This is a genomic window from Psychrobacter sp. TB20-MNA-CIBAN-0197, assembly GCF_040309765.1.
Lineage (GTDB): Bacteria > Pseudomonadota > Gammaproteobacteria > Pseudomonadales > Moraxellaceae > Psychrobacter > Psychrobacter submarinus.
The window spans coordinates 1-264 of the sequence record NZ_JBEOPC010000775.1 but is presented as its reverse complement, the minus strand read 5'-3'; the positions used below and the strand labels follow the sequence as shown (position 1 = coordinate 264).

General features: G+C 39.8%; 1 protein-coding gene. It reads right to left on the bottom strand.

Annotated elements, in window-relative coordinates; all coding sequences use genetic code 11:
* Positions 1–194 (bottom strand): 2,3,4,5-tetrahydropyridine-2,6-dicarboxylate N-succinyltransferase (locus tag AAEY83_RS15940; protein WP_351060524.1); only part of this gene is annotated, 194 nt, incomplete at its 3' end.
* Positions 195–264: the final 70 nt, after the last annotated feature.

Genomic DNA, 264 nt, shown 5'->3' with positions numbered 1-264 from the left:
GCACTAAACTGTTGTGGCGCTAAGTTATGTTTATCAACAAAGCCACCGACAAATTCGGTGTTTGTACCATTTTTAAAGGCTTCTAAAATACCCTGTTTTACTGCAACGTTAGCCTGCCATTGGCCGCTTTCGTTTTGTGATGCTGCGCGTACTGCGCCCGACTCTAAATTATTTAATAGTTCTAACCAGCTCATTATAAAAACCTATGTTTAATGCCAAGATAAAATGGTGTTGTTTGCTTGTTCAATGCACGTTGTTTGCGTT